Origin of the sequence: Leifsonia sp. 115AMFTsu3.1, from assembly GCF_004362795.1 — a bacterium.
Classification (GTDB): Bacteria; Actinomycetota; Actinomycetes; order Actinomycetales; family Microbacteriaceae; genus Leifsonia.
On record NZ_SNYB01000002.1, the window covers coordinates 392,385 to 410,282 of the forward strand.

The 17,898-nt window shown below is 71.2% G+C and carries 19 protein-coding genes; 5 read left to right on the top strand and 14 right to left on the bottom strand.

The window, feature by feature from the left end:
• Window positions 1-29: 29 nt before the first annotated feature.
• The 3 genes from AXZ95_RS12870 to AXZ95_RS12880 all read right to left on the bottom strand — a co-directional run bounded on the left by AXZ95_RS12870 (window position 30) and on the right by AXZ95_RS12880 (window position 2,287).
• A complete protein-coding gene (locus AXZ95_RS12870; RefSeq protein WP_018192404.1) occupies window positions 30-911 on the bottom strand; it encodes an ABC transporter ATP-binding protein in 882 nt (293 codons plus the stop codon).
• A gap of 103 nt (window positions 912-1,014) precedes the next feature.
• On the bottom strand, window positions 1,015-1,428 hold the full coding sequence (locus AXZ95_RS12875; RefSeq protein WP_231374498.1) for a hypothetical protein: 414 nt from the start codon (window positions 1,426-1,428) through the stop codon (window positions 1,015-1,017).
• Window positions 1,429-1,438: 10 nt separating this feature from the next.
• A complete protein-coding gene (locus tag AXZ95_RS12880; protein ID WP_018192402.1) occupies window positions 1,439-2,287 on the bottom strand; it encodes an exodeoxyribonuclease III in 849 nt (282 codons plus the stop codon).
• 109 nt (window positions 2,288-2,396) lie between these two features.
• On the opposite strand from AXZ95_RS12880, the gene pyrE reads away from it, so the two are divergent.
• Together pyrE and AXZ95_RS12890 are read left to right on the top strand one after the other, a co-directional pair.
• Complete coding sequence (gene pyrE, locus AXZ95_RS12885) at window positions 2,397-2,951, top strand: orotate phosphoribosyltransferase (RefSeq protein ID WP_018192401.1); 555 nt, start codon at window positions 2,397-2,399, stop codon at window positions 2,949-2,951.
• Window positions 2,951-5,638 carry a hypothetical protein gene (locus AXZ95_RS12890; protein ID WP_026307311.1) on the top strand — a complete coding sequence of 896 codons (2,688 nt, stop codon included), beginning with the start codon at window positions 2,951-2,953 and terminating at the stop codon, window positions 5,636-5,638. The genes pyrE and AXZ95_RS12890 overlap by 1 nt, the downstream gene beginning before the upstream one ends.
• A 10-nt stretch (window positions 5,639-5,648) precedes the next feature.
• Here the strand turns inward: AXZ95_RS12890 and AXZ95_RS12895 are convergent, their stop codons facing one another.
• Together AXZ95_RS12895 and AXZ95_RS12900 are read right to left on the bottom strand one after the other, a co-directional pair.
• Window positions 5,649-6,203: a DUF4303 domain-containing protein gene (locus AXZ95_RS12895; protein ID WP_018192400.1), complete on the bottom strand. Its 555-nt coding sequence runs from the start codon at window positions 6,201-6,203 to the stop codon at window positions 5,649-5,651.
• A 31-nt stretch (window positions 6,204-6,234) separates the two neighbouring features.
• Entirely contained in the window at window positions 6,235-7,032 is a 798-nt protein-coding gene (locus AXZ95_RS12900) for an HAD-IIA family hydrolase (RefSeq protein WP_018192399.1), read from the bottom strand.
• A gap of 95 nt (window positions 7,033-7,127) precedes the next feature.
• Between AXZ95_RS12900 and AXZ95_RS12905 the strand changes: the two genes are divergently transcribed.
• Window positions 7,128-7,763: a TrmH family RNA methyltransferase gene (locus AXZ95_RS12905; protein ID WP_018192398.1), complete on the top strand. Its 636-nt coding sequence runs from the start codon at window positions 7,128-7,130 to the stop codon at window positions 7,761-7,763.
• Here the strand turns inward: AXZ95_RS12905 and AXZ95_RS12910 are convergent.
• The 6 genes from AXZ95_RS12910 to AXZ95_RS12930 form a co-directional block, all read right to left on the bottom strand.
• Window positions 7,760-8,170: a DUF3052 family protein gene (locus AXZ95_RS12910; RefSeq protein WP_018192397.1), complete on the bottom strand. Its 411-nt coding sequence runs from the start codon at window positions 8,168-8,170 to the stop codon at window positions 7,760-7,762. The two genes, AXZ95_RS12905 and AXZ95_RS12910, sit on opposite strands and share 4 nt — an antisense overlap.
• Window positions 8,158-8,997 carry a metallophosphoesterase gene (locus AXZ95_RS12915; protein ID WP_018192396.1) on the bottom strand — a complete coding sequence of 280 codons (840 nt, stop codon included), beginning with the start codon at window positions 8,995-8,997 and terminating at the stop codon, window positions 8,158-8,160. The genes AXZ95_RS12910 and AXZ95_RS12915 overlap by 13 nt, the downstream gene beginning before the upstream one ends.
• Before the next feature lie 69 nt (window positions 8,998-9,066).
• Entirely contained in the window at window positions 9,067-9,231 is a 165-nt protein-coding gene (locus AXZ95_RS19625; protein WP_018192395.1) for a hypothetical protein, read from the bottom strand.
• Window positions 9,232-9,322: 91 nt separating this feature from the next.
• Window positions 9,323-11,176 (bottom strand): YhgE/Pip domain-containing protein, encoded by a 1,854-nt coding sequence (locus tag AXZ95_RS12920; RefSeq protein WP_018192394.1) that lies wholly within the window; start codon window positions 11,174-11,176, stop codon window positions 9,323-9,325.
• Window positions 11,173-11,871 carry a hypothetical protein gene (locus tag AXZ95_RS12925; RefSeq protein ID WP_018192393.1) on the bottom strand — a complete coding sequence of 233 codons (699 nt, stop codon included), beginning with the start codon at window positions 11,869-11,871 and terminating at the stop codon, window positions 11,173-11,175. Before AXZ95_RS12925 ends, AXZ95_RS12920 begins: the two co-directional genes overlap by 4 nt.
• The gene (locus AXZ95_RS12930) at window positions 11,868-12,527 is read right to left on the bottom strand and encodes a TetR/AcrR family transcriptional regulator (RefSeq protein WP_018192392.1); all 660 of its coding nucleotides are present in this window, start codon (window positions 12,525-12,527) and stop codon (window positions 11,868-11,870) included. Before AXZ95_RS12930 ends, AXZ95_RS12925 begins: the two co-directional genes overlap by 4 nt.
• 119 nt (window positions 12,528-12,646) lie before the next feature.
• Between AXZ95_RS12930 and AXZ95_RS12935 the strand changes: the two genes are divergently transcribed.
• Window positions 12,647-13,933 (top strand): adenylosuccinate synthase, encoded by a 1,287-nt coding sequence (locus tag AXZ95_RS12935; RefSeq protein WP_018192391.1) that lies wholly within the window; start codon window positions 12,647-12,649, stop codon window positions 13,931-13,933.
• A 1-nt stretch (window position 13,934) separates the two neighbouring features.
• Here AXZ95_RS12935 and AXZ95_RS12940 read toward each other — a convergent pair whose 3' ends face one another.
• Together AXZ95_RS12940 and AXZ95_RS12945 are read right to left on the bottom strand one after the other, a co-directional pair.
• Window positions 13,935-15,131, bottom strand: coding sequence for a Fic family protein (locus tag AXZ95_RS12940; RefSeq protein WP_018192390.1), 1,197 nt, complete (start codon window positions 15,129-15,131; stop codon window positions 13,935-13,937).
• Between the two features lie 108 nt (window positions 15,132-15,239).
• Window positions 15,240-16,520 (bottom strand): GNAT family N-acetyltransferase, encoded by a 1,281-nt coding sequence (locus AXZ95_RS12945; RefSeq protein ID WP_018192389.1) that lies wholly within the window; start codon window positions 16,518-16,520, stop codon window positions 15,240-15,242.
• 61 nt (window positions 16,521-16,581) lie between these two features.
• On the opposite strand from AXZ95_RS12945, the gene AXZ95_RS12950 reads away from it, so the two are divergent.
• Complete coding sequence (locus AXZ95_RS12950) at window positions 16,582-16,875, top strand: hypothetical protein (protein ID WP_018192388.1); 294 nt, start codon at window positions 16,582-16,584, stop codon at window positions 16,873-16,875.
• Window positions 16,876-16,977: 102 nt separating this feature from the next.
• Here the strand turns inward: AXZ95_RS12950 and AXZ95_RS12955 are convergent, their stop codons facing one another.
• The gene (locus tag AXZ95_RS12955; RefSeq protein ID WP_018192387.1) at window positions 16,978-17,898 is read right to left on the bottom strand and encodes an SDR family NAD(P)-dependent oxidoreductase; all 921 of its coding nucleotides are present in this window, start codon (window positions 17,896-17,898) and stop codon (window positions 16,978-16,980) included.

A 17,898-nucleotide genomic window follows, 5' to 3' on the forward strand; every position in this document is an offset into this window, starting at 1 on the left:
TGGCGGTGCTCTGGTGCGGGTGGTGCGGTTCAGTACGGGAAGACGGGGACGGTCGCCCGCTGCTCGTCGCGGGCGCGGCCGTGGCGGTCGATGCCGAGCCCGTCAAGCAGCTCGGCCCGCAGCTGGGCGAGTTCGGCGGAGCCGCGGTCGCGCGGTCGGGTGCCGGGCACGGTCGTGACGCTGCGGATCGTCGAACCCGGCCGGCCGTCCTCTGCGCCGAGCAGCACGACGCGGTCGGCGAGCTGCAGGGCCTCGTCGACGTCGTGCGTGACCAGCAGGATGGTGGCGGGCGCCGCAGCGTGGATGTCGAGCAGGAGGTCCTGCATCTTCAGGCGGGTGAGGGCGTCGAGAGCGCCGAACGGCTCGTCGAGCAGGAGGACGCCCGGGTTGCGGGCCAGGGCACGGGCGAGCGACGCACGCTGCGCCATGCCTCCGGAGACCTCACGGGGCCGGAGCGTCGCGGAACCGGTCAGTCCGACGAGCTCGAGCAGCTGCGCGACCCGCTGCTGCCCGGCGGCGCGTTCGAGGCCGCGCGGCAGACCGAGCGCGACGTTGTCGGCGAGCGAACGCCACGGCAGCAGCCGCGGCTCCTGGAATCCGACGGCGCAGCGGGCGTCGAACCCGGCGACCGCGGTTCCGTCGATGAGGGCGGCTCCGCCGGTGGGCGCGTCGAGGCCGCCGGCGATGCGCAGGAGGGTCGACTTGCCGCATCCACTCGGGCCGAGGATTGCGACGACCTCGCCCGCGCGGATCCGGAGGGACACATCCCGAAGCACCGTGCGCGTGGTGGGGGCCGACGCCTCGCGCCCGCGATCGCCCTGGGTGCGCTTCCCGGAGCGCCGGTTCGGCGCCGGGAACGAGCGCGCGACGCCGGAGAACTCGACGGGGTAGGCGGAGGACGAGGCGGTCATGGTGCTCTGAAACTACCGACGCGGGCCCGGCGCTCGCTGGCCCGGCGCAACGCTTCGTAACGAAAGTTGGCCCGGCCGGTCCGGATGCGGTGGAGGAACGCGACTAGAGGGATGCGCCAGGCACACCGGAGATGACGAGCGCCGCGCCGCCGACCCACACGCCGACGGCGAGCAGGATGCCCGCGATCGGAACCCAGAAGCTGATCCGCCGGACGATCAGCAGCACCACGGTGACGACCACCGTGATCAGGGTGACCACGCCGGGCCCGAAGAGCGCGATGACGAAGCCGACGCCCATGCGATCGGTGTCGCACACCGTCGACGCCCCACAGGGGTCGCTCGCGAACGCGAGGAAGAACGCGGCGAACGTGAGGATGGCGGCGACGACGACGGCGAACACCAGCAGGATGATCGAGGTCACCAGATCCCAGACGACCACCGGCCGGCGTGCAGGCACGGGCGGCGGGAGACCCGGCTGAACCGGGTATCCGGAGTAAGGCGGAGGCGGCGTGCTCATCGGGTGTCTGTCAGCCGAAGATCATCGGTCGGTCGTCGTCATCGTCGGCCGCGGCGATGGGCGCGAGTTCGACGAGCACGGGCACGTGGTCGCTGGGGGCGTCGCCCTTGCGCTCGTTGCGGTGGATGCTCGCATCCACCACCCGGTCGGCGAACGCGCGGGAGCCGAGGATGAAGTCGATGCGGAGCCCCTCGTTGCGTGGGAACCGCAGCTGCTTGTAGTCCCAGTACGTGTAGCCGTCCGGCACGATCGGCCGGACGACATCGGTCAGCCCGGCCTTCTCGAAGGCCGCAAAGGCGGTGCGCTCCGGCGGCGAGATGTGCGTCGAGATGCCGGGCACCAGGCTCGGGTCGCCGACGTCGGAATCGAGCGGCGCGACGTTCCAGTCGCCCATGAGCGCCAGCTGGAGGGCGGGATCGTCGGCGAGCCAGCGCTGCGTGTCGGCGGCCAGCGCGGCCAGCCAGTCGAGCTTGTAGACGTAGTGCGGGTCGGCGAGCGATCGGCCGTTGGGCACGTACAGGCTCCAGAGGCGGATGCCCTCGACCGTCGCGCCGATCGCGCGCGCCTCCTTCGGGAGGTCGGGCCCGTCATGGTCTTTGAGGAATCCCGGCATGTCGGGGAAGCCGATGGTCACGTCCTCCAGCGGCAGGCGGCTGGCGATGGCGACGCCGTTCCACTGGTTCAGGCCGTGCAGTACGACCTCGTAACCCGCGTCTTCGAACGGCTGGTAGGGGAACTGCTCGGGCTTGCACTTGATCTCTTGCATGGCGAGCACATCCACGTCCTCGCGGACCATCCAGTCGACGACGCGGCCCACGCGGGTGCGGATCGAGTTCACATTCCAGGTCGCGACGCGCATGCTCCGATCGTATCGGCCGCCGCCGACGTCGCCCGAGCCGGGAGGCGTCCGTGGAACAGGGATGCCCTGTGGAGAACTCCCGGGGTCCGGCGGGTTCCCCTCTAGAATCATGGATGTGACCGACGCACGACAGCAGCTCATCGACTACATCGCCGCCGAGGCCGTGTTCCACGGCGACTTCACGCTCACCAGCGGCAAGAAGGCGAGCTACTACGTCGACCTGCGCAAGGTCAGCCTCGACCACCGCGTCGCACCGCTCATCGGCCGCGTCATGATCGACCTCGTCCGCGACATCCCCGACGTCTTCGCCGTCGGCGGCATGACCATGGGCGCCGACCCCGTCGCCGCGGCGATCCTCCACCAGGGCGCCGCTCAGGGCCTCACCTACGACGCGTTCGTCGTGCGCAAGGAGCCGAAGGACCACGGCCGCGGCAAGCAGGTCGAGGGCCCCGACCTCGAGGGCAAGCGCGTGATCGTGCTCGAAGACACCTCGACGACCGGCGGTTCCCCGCTCAAGGCCGCGGAGGCGCTGCGCAAGGTCGGCGCCGAGATCGCCGCCGTCGCCGTCGTGGTCGACCGCGACACCGGCGCCCGTGAGGCCATCGAGGCCGCGGGCTACCCCTACTACGCCGCCATCGGCCTGAAGGACCTGGGGCTGGCATAGTGTCCGACGAGCGCGGGCGGGGCGCTGCGGACGACGAACGTCCGTACGAACGACGGGATGCGCCCGAGGTCCCGGCCGAACAGCCGGAGGCGGAGGAGCCCGAGTTCGGCAGCGCCGACTGGCTGCTGCAGCAGCTGACCGGCGGGCGTCATGTCGATCGTCCCGCCGATGCGCCAGCGGTGGCCGAGATGCCCGAGGTCCCGGCAGACGACGCGGAAGAAGAAGCGGACGCGGGACCGGCCGCCCCCACTCCTCCGATCGAAGTGGATGCGGCGCCCGCGACTCCGTCGGACGAGCCGTCGCCGTTCGACGAACTGCTGGGCAGCGCCATCGAGGAGCCCGAGGTCGTCGAAGAGCAGCCGACGGAGTTCCCGGTCGCGTTCAACTGGAACCTGACGCCGGGAGTCGGCGGCGACCCTCTGGTCGAGCAGGAGGAGGCGTCCCGTCCGGCGGAGGAAGAGACGGCTCCGTTCGCTGCGGCGCCGAGCGAGCCGGTAGCGACGGCGAGCGAGCCGGCGCCGACCGACTCGACGCCGACCGCGCTCTTCGAACCGCTCGGAGTCGAGACGCCGTCCGACGAGCCGGCCGCACCTGCGGAGCCGGTTGCGTCTGCGGAGTCGGCTGCGGCCGCCGAGCCCGAGCCCGAGCCGGAAGCCGATGCCGCGCCTCCACTCGTACCGCCCGTCTTCCGTTCGACGTTCGTGGAGCCGAAGGCACCCAGTTCGGCCGGCATCTTCGCCCCGTTCGCCGCGCCCGAGGAGCCGTCGCCGGCCGAGCCGTCGGCGACCGAGCCGTCGGCGACCGAGCCGTCGGACGAGGAGCCGCCTGCCGTCGTCCGCTCCTGGGTGATCGAACCGGCGCTGCCGACGCCCGCGCCCGAGCCGGAGAAGCCGCGGACCATCTTCGACGCGCCCGAGATCCCCGCCGACGACGAGGATGAGTCGGACGAGCAGGAGGGCCACGGCCTCGCCGCGCTGCTCGGCTTCGGGGCGCCTGAGTCCGATGTTCCGTCCGGCCGATCCATCATCGGTGACACGACGAGCGTCATCCCGATCGACCCGTCCGCGTTCACCCGGCCGCCCGCGCCGACCGAGCCGCCCGCCACGCCCATCGCCGATGCGATCCTCCCCCCGGCCGAGGAGCCGCTCACGGCCTCGTCGTCGTTGCACCAGCCGGTCCTTCCCCCGATCGACGCGGCAGCGCTCTTCGAGCCGCCGGTCGAGACGCCGGAGCAGCAGGAGGATGCGGCGGAGATCGCCGACCTCCTGCGCGCGTCTCACGAGGAGCCGGGACTCGCCGCACCGCCCGCGTCGCCGTCGGCATACGAGCCGCCCGCAGCGTTCGACGCCCCGGACGTCGTCGACACCCCGACGCAGCAGCTCGACACATCCGAGATCGCCGCGCTGCTGCGCGACGAGCCCGTCGAATCCCTTCCGCCTGCTCCGGCCTTCCCCGCCGCCGAGGCCGAACTGGCGATGGGTGGCCTGCCGTCGCCGGCCACCAGTCCGATCGACGCCGAGAGCATCGCGAGCGCGTCAGAGCCGGAGCCGTTCGCCACGGACCCGTTCGCCACGGAGCCGTTCGCCACGGAGCCGTTCGCCACTGAGCCGTCGGCCCCTGAAGCCGCTGACGAAACTGCAGCCGACGACGTCGAGGCGGAGGAGTCCGACGGACTGGCCGAGCTGTTCGGCGAGGTGGATGAGGAACCCGGGACCGGCCCCGCATCGCCGATCGTTGCCGAACCGCTCGCGGAGCCGGGCGACGAGAGCACGGACGAATCGATCGACGAAGCGCCGGAACCCGCGGCCGGAGTCGAGGGTCCGCAGCTCACTGCGACGACACCCTTCGCGTTCACGCAGACCGTCCCTGTCGACACCACCTCCGCCCCGCCCACTGCACCCGAACCGTCCGCTGTCCCGGCGTGGGAGCTTCCCACCGCCGCGGGCGCCTCGGCCGCAGCCGCCTCCGCTGCGGCCGTCGGAACCGGCAGTGCCGCTACCGTTTCCGCGTCCACGGCCGACGGCGCAGCAGGCGCCACCGCCGCACCCGCCTCACCGACCGGTGGCGACTTCTGGAACTCGCGCAACAACCGCATCCTGCTCATGGTCGGGGGCGCCCTGGCCGTCGTGCTGGTGCTCATCGGCCTCTTCGCGATCGGGACGCGCATCCCGTCGTGGCTCGGTGCCGCCAAACCCGCGCCGGTGGCGGCCACCGCGTCGGCCTCCGCGAAGCCCACCCCGACACCGACCCCGACCCCCACCCCGGTGCCCACCGTGACGCCCAAGCCAGCCGCCGCCGTCGGCGCCGGCACGCACCCGTGGGATGCGCTGGGCGGCGGCGAGTGCATCCAGCCGTTCACGACCGTGTGGGCGGAGGAGTTCACCGTCGTCGACTGCGCCGCTCCGCACACCGCGCAGCTCGTCTACACCAACCTGCTCTCCGCCGACCCCGCGGCGCCGTATCCCGGCGCAGACGCCCTCGCGCAGCAGATCCCCGGCCTCTGCACGGCGGGTGGCGTTGTCGATCTGGGTGCCGCAGGCGCATACCCGGACCTCCAGGTCACCGGCTCGTTCCCGGCCACGGAGCAGCAGTGGAAGGACGGCCAACGCTCGTACTACTGCTTCGCCACCCGGTCGAGCGGCCAGCCGCTCACCTCGTCGGTCGCCGGTCCCGGCCCCGCCGCCTGACCCGCACCGGTCAGCCCTCCGCGCCTCCGGGCGCCGCCAGGTCGGCCTCATACCGCACGAGCGCGCCCGGCGGGTTGATCCGTCGCGCCGACGCGAGCAGATCCGCCTCCGTGTCGTGACCGGGGGTCGTCACGTTCAGCACCACCGCATCACGGGAGGCTCCCACACCGAAGAACCCCTCCGCGTCGAGATCCGCGAGCGCTCCGACCATGGCATCCAGCAGGTCCGCGTTGAGCTCGGAAGAACGCTCGTACGGGCCTCCGAGCGCGTCGAAGAGCGGCTCGACCTCGGCGAACAGCCGGTCGCCGAACAGGTCGTAGGGGGAGTCGTTGACCGCCCAGCGCAGCTCGTCCGCATCCACCGCCACGCCCTCCGCGCGACACCGTTCGACCGCGAGCTCCAGACCCTCGAGCGAGCACGCCGTCGGAGCCGGTCGGTGGGCGAGCGGCGTCGTCCAGAGACCGAAGTAGTAGAAGGTCTCCGAGGGGCGTTCGGCACGGAGCGCGGTCCACGCCGAGCGGGCCGCCGCGCGGAGGGCGGAGCGGATGTGCGCGACGTCGTCCACGGTGGAGCTCAGAGTCCGTGCGCCGGGCGGCTCAGAGCTCGGTCTCGATGGGTTCCCGCACGACGAGTTCGTCGACGCCCCGGAGCACCTCGTCCGGCCGGAACGGGTACCGCTCGATCTCGCTGCGGTCGCTGATGCCGGTGAGCACGAGGATGGTGTGCAGCCCGGCCTCGATGCCGGCCACGACGTCCGTGTCCATCCGGTCGCCGATCATGGCCGTGTTCTCGGAGTGCGCGCCGATACGGTTCATCGCCGAGCGGAACATCATCGGGTTCGGCTTGCCGACCACGTACGGGTCGCGGCCGGTCGCCTTGGTGATCATCGCCGTCACCGCGCCTGTGGCGGGCAGCGGACCCTCCGCGCTGGGTCCGGTCGCGTCGGGGTTCGTGGAGATGAACCGCGCGCCCTTGCCGATGAGGCGGATCGCCTTGGTGATCGCGTCGAAGGAGTAGCTGCGTGTCTCGCCGACGACGACGTAGTCCGGGTTCGTGTCGGTCATGATGAACCCCGCCTCGTGCAGGGCCGTGGTGAGCCCGGCCTCGCCGATCACGTAGGCCGTGCCGCCGGGCATCTGCGACTTGAGGAAGTCGGCCGTCGCCAGTGCCGACGTCCAGATGGACTCCTCGGGCACATCGAGGCCGGAGGTGCGCAGCCGTGCCGCCAGGTCGCGCGGCGTGAAGATGGAGTTGTTGGTGAGCACGAGGAACGGGGTGCCCTGATCGCGCCACTGCTGGATGAGGTCGGACGCTCCGGGCAGGGCCTGGTTCTCGTGGACGAGGACGCCGTCCATGTCGGTGAGCCAGCATTCGATCTCGTCGCGACGCGTCACGTGGGACCCCTTTCACCGGGAAGCGGATGCGTCCAGCTTAGGGGCCGCGCCTCTCTCGCGGTGAGGCGGGCGGCCGCGGTGGATACGCTGAACCTGTGGATGAGACGGCGAACCCGACGCACGAGCTGACGACCAACGGTGTCGGTCCGTGGCAGGGCGAATGGCCGGGCGACCCGCGTTACGACGCCGAACTGCTGCGCCACGGCGACACCCGCAATGTGATCGACCGCTACCGGTACTGGACGATGGAGGCGATCGTCGCCGACCTCGACGAGCACCGCCACCCGTTCCATGTGGCCATCGAGAACTGGCAGCACGACATGAACATCGGCTCGATCGTCCGCAGCGCCAACGCGTTCGCGGCGGACACCGTCCACATCATCGGACGGCGTCGCTGGAACAAGCGCGGCGCCATGGTCACCGACCGCTATCAGCACGTCGTGCACCACGACGATGTCGCCGGGTTCGTCGAGTGGGCGCGCGGTGAGGGCCTTCCCGTGATCGCGATCGACAACGTGCCGGGGTCGGTCCGGATCGAGACGTTCGCGTTTCCGCGGGAGTGCGTCCTGTTGTTCGGTCAGGAGGGTCCGGGTCTGTCGCCGGACGCCCTTGCCGCGGCGGATGCGGTGGTCGAGATCTCGCAGTTCGGCTCGACGCGCTCCATCAACGCGTCGGCGGCCGCGGCCGTCGCCATGCACGGGTGGATCCGCCAGCACGTCGCTTTCGACTAGCGGTTGATCCGCCGCCAGACGAGCTTGAGCCCCGACCAGTCCTCGTCCACCGCCGCCACTTTCACGTCGACGAGTCCGCGCTCGAGTGCGGCATCGCGGATGAGGTTCTCCGTGATGTCGCTGACATGCCCGGCCGCTTTGCGCGGCCAGGCCGCCCACACCATCCCGTCGGGACGGATGCGTTCCCCCAGCTCGTCGAGTTCGTTGAGGAACACCGACGCCTCCCGGTAGAACGCGAGGATGAGTCCGCTCGGCGCCTCGTCGGTCCAGTCGACCTCGGGTGCACCGTCGAGCGGGATGCTCCAGCCGGGATCGGCGTGGAGCACGCTCACGCGCATCCCGGCTTTCAACCCGAGCTTCTTCCAGAGCGGTGTGCCCGAGTAGCCGGCGGGCGTCACCGTCGCCATCCGGCGTCGTCGGAGATGCGCTGGATTGCGGCCGCATCCAGGTCGTACACCGTCTCGCCGTCGTCCGGCGCCGGCGCAGACACCAGATGCGCTCGGATCGGACCGTCGTCGGGCAGCTGCACCCACGCGAACCCCGCGCCCCGCACGGCACGCTCCCGCGGCGCCGGCCAGAGCACGTCGGTCGTGTTCGCGACCGCCGGCGCGACGACGACGGGGATGCCCGCCGGCCCCGCCTCCGTGAGGAGGCCGTGGTGGTAGTGCCCCGCAAGGATGAGCCGCACATCCCCCTCGCTGAGCGTGTCCAGCAGCGGCTGGGAGTCGACGAGCCGAAGCGACTCGAACAGCACGGTCGTCGGCGTCACGGGCGGGTGATGGAGGACGACGATGGTCCCGCTCTCGGACGGCGTGGCGAGCAGGTCGCGGAGGCGGTCCAGCTGTGCCTCCTCGACGCGGCCGTACCCCGCGAGCGGCACGCTCGTGTCGACGGTCACCACGCGGAAGCCGCGCACGGTCGTCTCGGTCTCGCGCGCGCCGAGCACCTCCTCGAACCCGTCGGGGAGGTCGTGGTTGCCCATCGCGTAGACGACGGCCGCACCGCGCTCGGCCGCCCACGGCTCGAGCGTCGCCTTCAGCTTCCGGTACGACGCCGCCGAGCCGTCGTCGGACAGGTCTCCCGACGCGACGATGAGGTCGACCGCCTCGAGCGACGACGCACGCGCCAGCACGCGATCGAGCGCGGCCAGTGTGTCCACGATGCCGTAGTGCAGCCGGCCGTCGCCGTACAGATGCGTGTCGGAGAGGTGGAGGATGCGCAGCGTATCGGTCACGCCGCCACCCTAGCGCCGGCCACCGTCGCCGGACGCCGTCGCCTGCGCCGCCGCGCGGGCACCGTCACGTCACTCGGTGTCGAGCGCTTCGATGATGGAGTCGACCGCCGTCACCAGGTTGTGCAGCGCCTGGCGCTCGATCGAGTCCTCCGGCAGCTTCTGGATGTCGTAGCTGGCGGCGCTCGCCGCCTGCCGGGCTTGCGCGATGGCTGCCTGGACTTCGAGATCGGCCATGTCGTCCTCCTCGGTTGCGGGTGCTGTCTGCCGCCACCCTAGTGCGGGCGGCGGCCCGACCACCAGAGGTGCGCTGCCCCTCCGGGTCCGCCTACCCGATGAGCGACGGGCGCAGGTCGCGCAGCGTCCGGAAGTGCGTCATCCTCGTCACGCCGATCGCCGCGATGAGCAGCGCGATCAGCATCCACAGCGCGAGCACTCCCGCGTCCGCCCAGGCCGTCGCCGGGTTGCCGCCGTACATCAGCTGTCGGATGCCGTCGACCGCGTACGACATCGGCAGCACGTGGTGTAGCGACGCCAGCGGGCCGGGGAGGGTCTGCCAGGGGAACGTGCCGCCCGCGGTGACGAGCTGGAGCACCATCAGCACGAGGCCGAGGAACTGCCCGACGCTGCCGAGCCAGACATTGAGCGCGAGGATGATCGCCGCGAACGTGACGGATGCCAGACCCATCAGCCCGTACATCCCGACCGGGTTGTCGATGCGGAACCCGAGCGCGCCGGAGACGATCGCGAACAGCCCGATCATCTGGATCGCCCCGAGGAGCCCAGGGGTGAGCCAGCCCGCGAGGGTGATCTTGACGGGCGAGTGCAGCGCGGTGATCGCCCGTCGCGACACGGGCTTGACGATGAGGAACAGCGCGTAGATGCCGATCCACGCGGCCAGGGCGACGAAGAACGGGGCGAGGCCGGCGCCGTACGTGCCCGCGGAGGTGATCGAGTCGTTCTTCAGGTTCACCGGGTCGGCGATGGTGGACGCCTGCTTCTTCTGCAGGCTCGGAGAGTTGTCCGGGATGCGGTCGACGCCCTGCTTCAGTCCGTCGCGCAGCTGCGTGGTGCCGTCGTGGAGGGTCGTCAGCCCGTCGCGCAGCTGGGCTGCCCCGCTCGCGGCGGTCGAGGCGCCGGAGGCCAGCTGGGAGGCGCCGGACGCGGCCTGCTGCGAGCCGGACGCGACCTGCGAGGCCCCGCCGGCCACCTGGTCGGCGCCCGCGGAGAGCTGGTTGATCTGACCGACGGCGCCCTGGATCTGCGCGTTGCCGGACTGCACCTTCGTGTCGAGGTCGCCGAGCACCGCCTTCACCTCGGCGAGTTGCGCCTCCGTGGCCCCTGCTGCGGTCAGCCGGTTCAGGAGGTCCTGCTGGGCTGCGGGCGCTTCCGCGGCGATCTGGGCTGCCGCGGCACCCGCCTCGTTCGCCTTCGCGGCCAGCTGCTGGTTGCCGGCGGCCACCTGGGCCGCGCCGTCGCTCACCTGCTGGGCGCCGGACGCCAGCTCTCCGAGCTTGCTCGACAGCTCCTGAGAGCCGGAGGCGAGCTGCGACGTGCCGTCGGCGAGCTGCGAGGCTCCCGACTGCGCCGTGGCGCTGCCGTCGACCAGATGGTTCGCGCCGTCGACGGCCGTGACCAGGTTGGATCGGATGTCGGCGAGCCCGACGAGGAACTGCTTGGCAGCCTGCTCGTTCACCTGCTTGACGATCGACGTGCGGATCTTCTCCGCCGCCTGCGTGCCGATCGTGGAGGCGAGGTAGCTGTTGGTGTCGTTGGTCGTCAGCGTGACGACCGCGCGATGCGGGCTGGTGCCGGAGGCGGAGGCCAGCGCGGAGGAGAAGTCCTTCGGGAAGGTGATGCTGAAGTCGTACTTCGAGTCGTCGACCCCGCTCGCGGCGGAGCTCTTCTCGACGCGGTGCCACTGGAACGAGCCGTCCTCGATGAGCTGGTCGGCAACGTCCTCGCCGTAGTTGACGGTCTTGCCGTCGACGGTCGTGCCCGCGTCATCCACAACGATGGCCGCCGGGATGCGGTCCAGGTTCGCGTACGGGTTCTGGTTGGCCCACAGGTAGAGGCCTCCGTACAGGACGGGGACGCACATCAGTGCGATGAGCGCCACGATCGACATCGGGCTGGCGGTGAGACGGCGGAACTCCGCCGCGATCATCTGCGGGATCTTCATGCGCCTTCTTCATTCGGCTGGGTCACGATCAGGTCCGGGAGATCGTCGGTGTCATCCCGGCCGGGGTCTTCGTCAAAGGTGTCGGGGCCGGTCTCGTCCATTCGGGAGACCAGGGAGGCGGCGGCGATGGCCGCGGCGGAGGCGTCGCCGGCGACGATGAGCACGGCGATGTCGCGGCCGGCCAGCTCGCGGGCGAACCGCCACCATTCGACCGGGTCGCCTCCGTGCCGGTCGGGGGAGACGATGACCAGCGCATCCACGCCCTTCCGGAGCAGTGCGAGCTCGGCCATCAGCCGGATGCGCACGGTCGGCGGCACGGTGCCGATCGAGGAGCGCGCCCACTCGGAGGCGCCGAGTTCCTTCAGGCAGCGGGACACCGCGACGGGATGCGACGCCCGCCCGGCGAACATCAGCTCCTCGGCGACGATGCCGGCGACGGTCACGTCGGAGGCCGGCTCGGAGACGTCGGGGGCGTCGATGAGCGCGATCCTCCGGCGCATCGCGGCGTAATCGGTGCTGCCGTCGATCGTGACGCTGCCGGCGTCCGGCCGCATCCGCCCGGAGGCGATCAGCCCCAGGACGGTCGGCCGCTGTTCGGTCTCGGCGCGGGCGAGGGACGCGCGGCCGGTCTCGAACGTCGCGGACGTTGGCGGGAGGGCCGCTCCCTTGGTGACCTGATCGAGCACGACCTTCATCGCTGCGCACCTCCGTCGTTCGTCTCCGCGGGCGTGAACGCCAGCTCGGGGGTGGAGGCGATCAGCTCGCCCGCCTCGCGCCAGCTCATCCCTGCCGCGCCGAGCCCCGCCAGCATGACCAGGCGGTGGCCGGCTTCGGGGCTGAGGCGGGCGCGGGTGGCCTCGTCGAGCACCGACACGGCGGCGTTCTCGATGAGGCGCGTCGTGGTCTCGCGGTCGAGGTCGGTGCGGATGCGGCCCGACTCCATCCCGCGCCGGACGGTGTCGCGGAGGCGCTCGCGCGCGGGGTCGAGGGCGGTGCCGACCATCTCGCGGTGCGGGCCGCGAACGGCCAGCGCCGCGCTGACGCGGACATGTTCGACCTCGGCCCAGAGGGTCGCGCCGAACAGCGCGATCTCGACGAGGGGGTCGGGATGCGACACCGGGTCGAGCAGGGCGGCGAGCCGACGTGCGCCGCGGGTGAACACCTCGACCAGCAGCTCGTCGCGGGTGGCGAAGTGCCCGTAGACGGCGCGGCGGCTGAGGCCGGCGCGTGCGGCGATGTTCTCGAGCGACGCGTCGATGTCCTCATTGAGGGCGATGGCGGCGGCTCCGAGGATGGCCTCGCGGTTCGCCGTGGCGTCGCGTCGCGGTGCGCGGGTGGAGGGGGTGGGCATGCATCCAGTGTACGCCCTTCTTGCACAGTTGTGTGCAACTTTACGGGTCGCGATAGGATCGAGTGCGACGGTCGTCCGCGTGGCGCCGACGTGTTCCAACCACCGAGAGGACGTGAAACGTGCCCGCGATCGTGATCATCGGCGCCCAGTGGGGTGACGAAGGCAAAGGCAAGGCGACCGACGTCCTCGGCAGCCGGATCGACTACGTCGTCAAGTTCAACGGCGGCAACAACGCCGGGCACACGGTCGTCGTCGGCGACGAGAAGTACGCCCTGCACCTCCTCCCCTCCGGCATCCTGACCGAGGGTGTCACGCCCGTCATCGCGAACGGTGTCGTCGTCGACATCGAGGTGCTGTTCGAGGAGCTCGACGCCCTGATCGCTCGCGGCGTCGACGTCTCCCGCCTCAAGGTCAGCTCGAACGCGCACGTGATCACCTCGTACCACCGCACGATCGACAAGGTGACGGAGCGCTTCCTCGGCAAGCGGCAGATCGGCACCACCGGGCGCGGCATCGGCCCGACGTACGCGGACAAGATCAACCGCGTCGGCATCCGCATCCAGGACATCTTCGACGAGAACATCCTGCGGCAGAAGGTCGAGGGCGCCCTCGACCAGAAGAATCACCTGCTGGTGAAGGTCTACAACCGCCGCGCGATCACGGTCGACGAGGTCGTCGAGCAGCTGCTCGAGTACGCCGAGCGCCTGCGCCCGATGGTCGTCGACAGCTCCCTCCTGCTCAACCAGGCGCTGGAGGAGGGCAAGTACGTGCTCTTCGAGGGCGGCCAGGCGACGATGCTGGATGTCGATCACGGCACCTACCCGTTCGTCACCTCCTCCAACTCCACCGCCGGCGGCGCTGCGACCGGCTCGGGCATCGGCCCCAACCGGATCGACCGCGTCATCGGCATCGTCAAGGCGTACACCACGCGCGTCGGCGCCGGTCCGTTCCCGACCGAGCTGTTCGACGAGTGGGGCGAGTTCCTGCGCGAGCGCGGCTTCGAGTTCGGCACCACCACGGGCCGTCCGCGCCGCACCGGCTGGTACGACGCCCCCGTCGCCCGCTACACCGCGCGCGTCAACGGTGTGACCGACTTCGTGCTCACCAAGCTGGACACGCTCACCGGCATCGACCGCATCCCGGTCGCGGTCGCCTACGACGTCGACGGCGTGCGCCACGACGAGGTGCCCGCCTCGCAGAGCGACTTCCACCACGCGAAGCCGATCTACGAGGAGTTCCCCGGCTGGACCGAGGACATCAGCGGCGCCCGCACGTTCGAGGACCTCCCGAAGAACGCGCAGGACTACGTGCTCGCCCTGGAACGCCTCTCGGGCGCCCGCATCTCCGCGATCGGCGTCGGCCCGGCCCGCGACCAGATCGTGGTGCGCCACGACCTGATCGACTGAGTCAGGCGCGGGCCGCGCGGCCCGCGATCCGGCGATCCAAGGCGCTGAGTTCGTCGATGATCGCGGTGACCGCCCAGACCCGATTGCGCTGCCGGTTGGTGATGGGGTGGATGATTCCCGCCTTCTCCAGCCGATCGAGCGCGTCGTAGACCGTCGAAGTCGGGCGGCCGATGCGATCCTCGGCGGCCTCCGCGTCGAACACGGGGTGCTCGAGAAGACCGTCGACGAGCGCCGCGAGCGCGCTTCCGGGTCGGGGCGTCACCATCGTCGACCACTCGCTCGGCAGCTCCCGGATCGCCCGGATGGAGACGAGGGATTCCTCCGCCGCGATCCGGGTCGCGCGCGCGAGTTCGCGGACGATCGGGCCGGCGTGACCGGCGCGGTACTCGGTCAGCAGATCGAAGTAGCGGCTCTGCTCTGCGGCAAGTGCAGAGGCGATGGGGGGTGTGGCGACAGTGGTGAGGCCGCGCCGGCGGAAGATCGCGCCGATGAGCGCGCGGCCGATGCGGCCGTTTCCGTCCGTGAACGGGTGAATGGACTCGAACTGCGCGTGCGCGATGGCGGCCTGAGTTATCACCGGAACGTCGTCGCGGTTGGCGAAGTGTAGAAGGTCGGCCATGAGGGTGTCGAGGCGTTCGGGAGTCGGCGGCACGTGCACGGCGTCGATCGGCGAGAAGTCGCTTCCGCCGATCCAGTTCTGCATATCGCGCATCCGACCGGCGTAGGCGCCCTCTGCCGGGTCGTCGACCATCAGTGCGCGGTGGGCCGTGAGCAGCGACTCCATCGAGATGACACCGGTGCGACCGGCCTCCGCGGTCATCGCGCCGATCGCTCGCGCTGCGGAGACCATCGCGCTGGCGCTGCTGTTCGCGCGGACACCGGCCAGGGCGCGAGCGAAGTCCTCCGTCGACGCGTCGATGTGCTCGATCTTCGAGGAGGCGATCGACTCGGTCCGGATCAGGAAGGTCGAGATCGCCGTCGCACCCGCTCGGGAATCGGCGTCCAGCTCGGCAAGCGCCCTGATGGCGCCCTCCTGGTCGACTTGTGCCGCGGGGTCACTCGTCAGGGCCAGTCCGCCGATGAGCGGTGGGACAGTCGCGTCGACCGAGGCCAGCGTCCGATCGGCGCGCGATCCTCGGCCACTGCGATTCCGCCACGGCACCGTCTCCACGGCGTGAGCGGGCCAGTCGTCATCCATGTTCCGAATATATGGCAGAAACCGGAACAACGAGGGACTTATTCCGGTTTGGCGGCCCTATTTCGGAATAACCAAGGGCTATTCCGGGCTACCCGACCGCGACGCCCGTCAGAACCAGGTGCTCAACCGCGGCGGGACGGCCGTGCGGAAGAGGCGGTCCAGCGCATCCACGTCGCCCTGGATGCGACCCGCCAGGCCGAGCCCGCGTGCCAGGCCGTGCCCGAGGTAGACGCTGCCGAGGGACGCGACCGGCAGGGTGACATCGGCCGCGTCATCGGTCGGGGAGACCTCCGCGCGTCCGTCCGTCACGGTGAGCCGGAAGCGGCCGGCAGCGAGGCCCAGGTCGTCCGTCACGTCGAGCACGAGGGAGCCGTCGCGTTCGTACGTCCGCGCCTGTAGAGCTGCGGGGACGTCGAGGATGCGCACCCAGAGGTGGTCCTCGAGGTCGGTGACCCGCGCGCCGCGGATGTCGGAGACCAGGGTGGGAAGGGGCTCGTCGACCCCGCGGGTCCACACCTTCACCGTGGCGACCAGGTCGAGGTCGAGCAGGTAGCGCCAGAGGGCGGTGAGTGCCTCATCCGTCGCGGCCGCCAGGTGGTTCACCTCGACGGTGTGGCGCGTGAAGTCGTCGTCGCCCTTGACCACGTACGAGACGAAGCCCTCGGGCTCGCCCGACGGGGAGTCGTAGCGCACGAGGCGGTACTTGTCGGCGTCGGGGCTGCCCTTGAGCGGACCGATCAGGCGGTGGGCCAGGTACGGCTCCAGCCCGATCTCGCCGGGCCGGCCGGCCATCACGGCGTCGAGCACGCGCTCGCCGGTCTCGCGATACTCCTCCGGGTCGGTGAACGACAGGCGGCCCGGCGTCTCGCCGCCCGCCCAGCGCACGCGCTTGGTGTCCACGTTCCAGGCGGTCGCGAACGTTGCGGGGCCGAATCCCCATCGCCCGTAGATGACCGACTCGGAGACGGTGAGGATGGCCAGCGGTACGCCGAGAGCATGTGCCGCGCGCAGCTCCCCGCCCAGCAGCGCACGGGCGATGCCGCGCCGGCGGTGGGTGGGCGCGACGGTGACCGAGCTGATCGCCCAGGCGCCGACGCGCTGGCCGCCCGGAACGGTGAGCGGTGCGACCCAGGAGTTCACGGTGCCGACCGGCTCGCGGGAGGGGATGGCGTCGTCGTAGACGCCGGTGGTGCGGCGGCGGCCCAGGTAGCCGCGCGCCTCCTCCAGCACCTCGTCCTTCGGACGTTCGCTGTGGAAACCGCGGAAGTCGGCGCGGATCCAGCCGTCGAACGCGGCGGGGTCGGAGGTGTCGACGAGGGTCAGGCGGAGTCCGCCCGCCGCGAGGTCGTTCTCGGAGGTCGGATCGATGGGCTGGGTGAGGTAGTCCATCCCTTCACCGTATCGGGCCGGTCGTGACAGCGGCAGGTCTGGGGTCAGCTAGCGTTGAGGCATGAAGGTGCGCGGTCTCATCCAGAGCAGCGAGACGCAGGAGCTGACGGCGGAGGCGGACGACGCGCAGTCGGCCCGTGCGCTCATCGAGGAGCAGGTGCCCGAAGGGTTCGACCTGCTGCAGGTGCACAACGCCATGCCCCGCGGCGGTCGTGTGATCGCGAAGGCGATCATCCGCGAGGCCGCCATCGAGGAGATCGAGGCGGAGGGCGCCGACTACGCCGCCGCTCGGGACGCGCTGCGCGCCCGAGTGCCGTCCACGCACCGCCTCCTCTCGATCGTCCCCTTCGACTGACGCCCTCGCCCCCTCACCCCCACCGTCGAGTCCGCGAATTTTGCACGCTCGGGGGCTCCGAAGCGTGCAAAGTTCGCGGACTCGACGGGGGGCGGAAGCGGCTCAGAGGGGGAAGGGCTGCTCGGCGGCTCGCTCGAAGAGCGGCCAGAGCGCGGCGCCGAGGCGCGGCGAACGGGATGCGCGCGTCGCCGGCGCGTGCACCGGTGCGCCCTTCGTCCACAGCGCGGGCCCCAGGTAGTCGCCGCCGCCGATCGACGGGTCGAGCACCGCGCGGACCGGCGCGTGCGCGCCCTCGTCCTTGCCCTGCGTCCACGCCGCCTGCAGGTTGTCGGCGAACCGCTTCAGCCGTGACGGCTGATTGACGCCGCGGATTCCGGGCGTCCGCCCCGAGGTCGAGTAGCCGGGATGCACCACGATGCTCTGCACGTCCGACCCTGCCGCGCGCAGCCGGCGATCGAGTTCGAACCCGAACACCTGCGCCGCGATCTTCGAGCCCGCGTAGGCCCGCCACGCGGTGTACGAGCGCTCCAGCTGGAGGTCGTCGACACGCACGCGGCCGAGCCGCGACGCCAGCGAACCCAGCGTGACGATGCGCGATCCGGGGGTCCGCTGCAGAGCCGGGATGCTGCGGGCGACCAGACGGAAGTGTCCGAGCACATTCGTGGCCAGCACCAGCTCGTTGCCGTACTCGTCGGTCTGCCGGGTACGCGGCGGGTGGACGATCCCCGCGTTCAGCACCAGCGCATCCACCCGCTCGTAGGCGAGGAGGGCGTCCGCCGCTGCGTCGATCGACCGCCGGTCCGTCACATCCAGCGGCAACGCCTCGACGCGGGCACCGGGCACGCGGCGGCGGATGGCCGACACCGCCGCCTCCGCGCGCTCCGGGTCGCGGCAGCCGAGCACCACCCGGGCGCCGGCCGCCGCCAGCTGCTCCGCGGTGAAGTAGCCGACGCCCGCGTTCGCACCGGTGATGACGACCGTGCGTCCGTGGGCGTCCGGCAGGGCGGATGCGTCCCAGCCCAT